The sequence below is a fragment of the Bacteroides rodentium JCM 16496 genome, assembly GCF_000614125.1.
In the GTDB taxonomy this organism is placed as follows: Bacteria; Bacteroidota; Bacteroidia; order Bacteroidales; family Bacteroidaceae; genus Bacteroides; species Bacteroides rodentium.
Map to the genome: position 1 here is coordinate 1 of NZ_BAKJ01000092.1, position 6,533 is coordinate 6,533.

The following is a 6,533-nucleotide window of genomic DNA, read 5'->3' on the forward strand; positions in this document are numbered from 1 at the left end:
GGGCAGGAAAACTAAAATCCGATAGTATTCCTCGCTGTACCGGAATGGGAAACATACCCATGAAATCCGGGAAACTATCATTACAAACAACAGAATCATGCCGGAGAATATCGGAGAAAGAATAGGACTATTTTTATTCGCTTCTCCAATCATGTAATTTGATCTCTTTTGGGTCAGTGGTGCCGGAATCAAGTGTCGGTACGGTTTCAGAAGTGTGGATTCTACAGCTCTCTTTTTACAGTTTGACTATTGAATATCAACATATTGCATATTCATTGTCTGGTATTGAAAATCAGTGTCAGAATTTTCCTACGCATGAATCCGCATACTGTCTTCATGGCTATAAGTACGCTGATTATCAGTATCATACATTATATTCATTCTGATATTATATCGGTCTTACAAGTTTGATATTTATTATTATCTCAAACTGTTATATGTTTGATATACAACGAAATCCCCCTCCAAATATGTTTAGGAAATTTAGTCCTTACTTTGCAGGCTGAAATGTGAGGCTGCAAGCAGGCTTTATACCTTATATGTAAGGAAAATCCGATGACTGATTACACCTTATCATATATAGGAAAGCTGAACTGACCAAGCCCTCTTTCTTGAAAGTTCATGGATATTCCGCCATCACAGTAACTTGGATAACAACGTAACGAAAGAGAAACAACAATTATTATATTATTAACAACTAATTTTTTTACGATTATGAACATGGAAAAAGAAATGATGTATGAAGCTCCAACAGTGGAAGTGCTGGAAGTGGAAGTAGAAGTGGGCTTTGATGGAAGTCAGACCGGATATGACCCCACCAAACCTCCTTTTGAAGGCTAAACCGTAAAAGTATAACAAAACGATTATTAATTAATTAATGATTTAAACAATGAAGTTAAAACATGTATTTTTAAGCAGTTTGTTCTTGTCTGCTACTTTCGTGGCTTGTACAAACGATGATTTTGCTGAAAGCTCTGCTCCGGTAAATACCAAAGGCGCAATCGCATTGGGAGAGGGTTTCAGCATAAATGTAACCAAACCGGGCATTGCCAATACAAGGGCTGAATTCAACGAGAAGTTGCAGCCTGTCTGGGAGGAAGGTGATCAGATTGGTGCCGCATGGTATCACATGGTGACAAAGATTGAAGATGATAAAGAAACAGTATCTCCTGGTGGTACCAGCAATATCGGAAGTGTTTATGGTGGCTTGTACTCCAATCACCCCTTTACCTTGAGCAAGGGCGCAGGCACAACGGGAGCTACGTTCACTTCTCCGACCAATGCTTTTGCCGGAGCGTATATCCTGTACTACAATTATGACCCGACAGTAAGCATGAAGTCTGACGCTATTCCTGTAAAGGTGGACGCCAAGCAAGTGATGGACTGCAAGACCAATACGCTGGCTGCCGTGAACGATAATATGTTCTCTTACGGTGTGGCAAAGTTTGTTCCGGGTGGCCCGAAGACCGGCAATTTTACATTGACACAGGTTCCGGTGCTCTGGAAGTTGGCTTTCCGTGCTAAAGACCAAGTACTCTTGGGAATGATTAAGGACTTGAGCATTGAAAAGGTAATCGTGATGGCTACCAATGCAGAAGGTAACTATAGCGCCGGCAAGTCCGTCTTGGTTACCGAAGGTCTATCAAACCGGGAACTACCGCACCGACCGTAGCTAATTACAACGACGATGAACTTCCTGCCGCCGTGTACGCTCCTGAAGCTTCTTCCGAAGTAGACCACTTTACACTTTCCGTAGAGAACGGTAATGCCGATTACACTATCAAGGAACTGAATACGCTGACAAAACCGTTCTACTTCTCTATGCTGCCTTTTAAAGCAGATGCTAAAGAGGTAACTATCAAGGTGGTTGCAAAGAATGGCATGGTATTCAAGACTGTGTATAAGGAAAGCGATGAAGAAGGCAAGAAGGCTTTGGCACAGGTATTCAATGCTGAAGGTGGCGCTGTTGCCGAGAATGGCCAAGTGGTGTTGAACGTGACTTTGGACGTGACTGAACAAGACGACGTGATTTACACGGAATCCCAATTCAAGACCAAGCTGGAAGAAGCCATCGCTTCGGGCAAGAATGCAACATTGAAGATTGGTGAAGATTTGGAACTGGCTGAAGAATTGGTTTACAGCAATGCGAAAAACAGCGTAACGGTTACTGTAGGTTCTGATAACGAAAAGCATTCCATCACAGTTCCTTCTTTGGATATTACCAAGGGGAACTTGAAGTTCGCAAGCCCGCTGATTGTGAAGGGTGATGCCGAAATCTCCGCACATTCCAAGTTTGAAGCCGAAGAACTTGCTGTAGAAGGTAAAATGTCTGCCGAAGGCGTTGCTGATATCAAAGCGAAAGCCATCAAGGAATTGAATATCGCAACTTCCGGTGAAGTAACATTGCAGGGTGCTGTGACAACCATCAATAATGAAGGTACGCTGGAAATAAGCAATGCTAAACTGAAAACCGTTAACAACAGTGGACAAAGAGGAAACATTACCATTGGTGCTACTGTTGAAAACAATGGTACATTTACTAATGCTGCTGCTGTAACCATCGCTGCGGACTTCAAGAACAACGGCATATTCAATCAGAATGGTACTCTGGTTGCTAATGCGAAGTTCAAGAATAAAGCCGGTGCTACATTGAACATCAACCTTGGTACCAACTCAATGCAATTTGAGAATGCAGCTGCTACTGCAAACCCGAAAAAGGCTGCTGCCGTGATTAATGTAGCGAAAGACGCTACGTTGACTGCAGAAGCAAGCTCAGTTAATAAGGGTAAGATTGTGGTAAACGGAACATTGGCTGAAGCTGCCGCAAATGCTCTTACTCAGAATGATGCCGATGCGGTTGTTGAGGTATCCGGTACTTTGACTTTCACAGCTACACATACAGCATGGACGCAAGGTAGTATCGTGATGCAGAGCACTGATGCAACAGTAACAGGTAATGCTGCAACAGAAAAGATTTCTTTGGTTATCAACAAAGATAGTGATATATCAGGTGCGTTGACGGGTGTTACTGATTTGATTATCAATGGTAATTACACAATTAAAGACGGTAAAGCAGATATCCTCAAGAAGTACAACTTGTGCCTGAAAGGTGGTACAGTGACTTTGGAAGAAAGTATGACAATGGACTCTGGCAAAACTGTTACCGTAGCAGGAAATGTCATATTGACTTCTGCAGATGCACAGACATTGACTTTAGTTGGCACTACAAACGAGGTATTGAGAGGAGCCAAACTGACTGTAGCCGGAAAGGTTACATTGGCTGATGGTTCTGCAACAATCATCACGCATAACAACCTTGAAAAGACAGGTGAAAATGCGACAGTGACAATCACTCAGAAGAATGAAATTTAAGCCAACCGCGCTTCTTGATTGATAATCCATTCCGGATTATCGAATAAACCAACAAAGAGGCCATCTCCCTTGGGAGATGGCCTCTTTCAGTTCCTATGCTGATAGTCAGCAAGTTCCCACTGCAAACTTCTGCATTCCTTTTGCAGTGGCGCTGCAAAAGGCGTTGCAGCAGCACTGCAAAAGGGTTGCAGTGACACTGCAAAGGCGTTGCAGTAACGCTGCAAAAGGGTTGCAGTAGTTCTGCAGTGGGGATGCAGTAACGTTGCAAAGGGATCGCAGTAACACTGCAAAATCCCCGCCCCACTCGGAAGACGAGAGGGACGGGGATGTTTTATCGGTTGTTCGGAGGACAAACCTCCGTAAACCTTTGCCCGATGTAAGGGGGACGGCGGATTATTTGTTAATTACACCGTCACCGCTCGGAGTACAACCAACGAGATTGCTTGCAAATCCAAATTCTGCACCATTTGCCACATAGCAAGATTTTGCCGTTACCTTGAATACCTGATTGTATGCACTTGTACCGATAGTCAATTTACCTTCGGCGTCAACAACAATGTTGTTTACACTGAAGCTGGAGGAAGCGCCGCTTACAGCAGTACTCTTGTCGATAGTTACGGCATTCGTTGTTCCATTTATAATGAGGTCACCATTCACCGTGCAAGTTGCGTTGTCCGGCATTGTCATTATAATTTTAGCCGTAGTTGCATTCAGCAGCAGGTCATAATTGAACTTGGCGTTTACATCGCTGATTGTCCAATTTTCTTCACTAGAAGGAGCCAATTCAAATCCGGTAGCTTGCTTATAGCCTGTTCCGGTAGCGGCTTCACCCATAGCTTTGGTCAAAGCGGCATTGGTCGTGAAGCCCAATACATAGTATTCACCGGCGTTGTTCTTGAATGATGCAGACTTTCCGTTCTTTGCCCAATCATTAAACAAAGTATTGGTTACGTAAACGATACCGCCCTTGTTTGTGATAGTACCTGCAACTTCAGGATTGCTTCTCTTAGCTTCCAATTCTGCACCTACGTTAAATTCACCACCGTTGATGGTTACCGTACCGTTTGTAAAGTCGCAAGCGCCCTTACTGGCAACAATGTTAAATGTACCGGCATTCTGGTTCATAGCACCTTCTACCATCAATTTACCTTCGTTAGCTCCCAATACGGCACCATTCTCGATGTTCCAAGTCGCGCCTTTCTGTATGTGGATAAGGTTATCCGTGCTTGTACCTGGGAAATCTACCTGTCCGTAAGTAGTCAGAGTACCACCGTCAATTACGTTCAGTGCAGCCAAAGTGCTTGCTGTTGCATCACCTACAACAATATCACCCGGAATTGTAGCATTCTTCAGATTCAGAACAGTGGCAGTGGTTGCTTGTCCTGTTACTGTAATGCCAGACTTAGCTCCGGTGTTCTCTATCACACCCTCCAAGTCATTGAATGTTATGTTGGCACCGGCAGGTACGGTCAAATCTGTCTTACCGTCAGCCTCACCCAGAATCACCTTGTTCTCAAAAATCACATTCTGGAATTTGGCAGTTCCTAATGCACTGGCAGGCACAGTAATGCTTTCACCCTTCACAATGACTTTACCGGAAGCAGAAGCGTCAATATCGGTTACAAACAACTTATTAGTAGCATCCAGTTTGATAGGCGCATTTACCATAATCGTCTTTGTTGTGTTCGACACTGATGCAACACCTGCTACGGCTGTTGTCCAACTGCTGGCATCGTTCACGATGATGTTGTCGCTAATACTATAAGGAGTAAACGTAGAACCGTCCAATGTTCTGGTCAAGTCGAGGAATGAACCGGGCTTGGTCGTGATAGCACCTGCCAATGCCTCTACCTTATAGCCGCTCTGTGTGCGGTAAACAACCTTCACGCCCGTATAGGTGCCCGGCATCAAAGTCATGTAGTAAGTCTGATAGTTGCCGGTCAGATTTTGAGCTGCATTCAAAGTCAAGTCGATGTGGCTGACTTTCTTGGTGACAGTCAAGTCTTCAGCGGTCAGTTCCGACGCTTTCTTGCCCGACAGCTTCGTTACGTCCAACGTAGCCTCTACCGGGAATATCTCGTTGTCGCTCTCCAAAGATACAGAGATAAAGTTGTTCACGTTACCTTTCAAGCGTACATATATGGTAGAATAGAGCTGTTGCAAAGTAAAGTTTGCATCAACCACCTTTCCGCCTTCCAGCTTGATGGGGTCGGAAATGGCAAAACCGTTTGCAGCTACATGGTCAGCTTCTTGTCCTGCGGTTGCATCCTGCACCTGTGCCTGCTTCAACGACAGCTTAATGGGACCGTCGTTTACAACAGCTTCGCTATAAGGATAGTAAGCGATGTAGTTTCCTGTGAAAAGCGTCAGGTTCTCAGTGCTGAATTTAGCGCCTGTACCCTCTGCGTTTACATCAGTCACCCAGTTCAACTGGCCTTGAGAGCGAACAGCGGTAGGGAAGAACAGATAATTGGTAGTAGCCATATTGTTCATCACGCGGCAGAGGCCAAGTTTGTCTATGGCATTCGCAGCAGTGGGAGCTGCACCGGGCAATTGCCACTTATAAGCACTTGCACTCCAAACGTTATTGTTCTCTTCTCCCGGTTCGTACACCATTCTGGTGTCGGCATCTCCTTGTAATACCAGTGTGACGTCCTTACCGGAAATGGCTTCGCCTTCCTTCGCAGTCTGGTCAATGAAGTCTTCATTTGAGCAGGCCGTGAATATGGCCGGAGCCATAAGCATCGCAAAAAATAAATTCTTTGTTTTCATTTTCATTTAATTTGAATTTAATTATTAATCAGTTCTTGTTTTTAACAAGGGGGATACTTTTCCTCTTCTTCAGAAAGTTTTCTTTAGATAGAGCCGCCGTGGTCTTCTCCATCAACAACGCCGCCCGGCACTGAAGCTTCGAATCCTTTCTCAATAGTCACTTCCAGCACTTCCACTGCCGGAGCTTCGTACATCATTTCTTTTTCCATTTTCATAATCGTAAAAATTAGTTGTTAATAATATTAATTGTTATTCCTATTTCGCTATATCATTGCGATGCCGCTTATCGCCATACCTATTGCTTACTATCCGAGAGTTATGTATAATAAGGTGTAATCGGTCGTCGAATTGCCCCTGCATATAAGATACAAACCTGCGCATAGCCCCAC

General features: G+C 44.2%; 4 protein-coding genes. 2 read left to right on the plus strand and 2 right to left on the minus strand.

Features of this window, described 5'->3' with window-relative positions:
- The first annotated feature begins 889 nt into the window (after positions 1-889).
- A complete protein-coding gene (locus JCM16496_RS20260) occupies positions 890-1,672 on the plus strand; it encodes a hypothetical protein (protein WP_128809768.1) in 783 nt (260 codons plus the stop codon).
- A gap of 32 nt (positions 1,673-1,704) precedes the next feature.
- Positions 1,705-3,372 (plus strand): translocation/assembly module TamB domain-containing protein, encoded by a 1,668-nt coding sequence (locus JCM16496_RS20265; RefSeq protein ID WP_025836341.1) that lies wholly within the window; start codon positions 1,705-1,707, stop codon positions 3,370-3,372.
- 393 nt (positions 3,373-3,765) lie between these two features.
- Here the strand turns inward: JCM16496_RS20265 and JCM16496_RS20275 are convergent, their stop codons facing one another.
- Positions 3,766-6,144, minus strand: coding sequence for a hypothetical protein (locus JCM16496_RS20275; RefSeq protein WP_128809769.1), 2,379 nt, complete (start codon positions 6,142-6,144; stop codon positions 3,766-3,768).
- A gap of 83 nt (positions 6,145-6,227) precedes the next feature.
- Positions 6,228-6,359, minus strand: a complete 132-nt coding sequence (locus tag JCM16496_RS24745; protein WP_262482789.1) for a hypothetical protein — start codon at positions 6,357-6,359, stop codon at positions 6,228-6,230.
- Positions 6,360-6,533 lie beyond the last annotated feature (174 nt).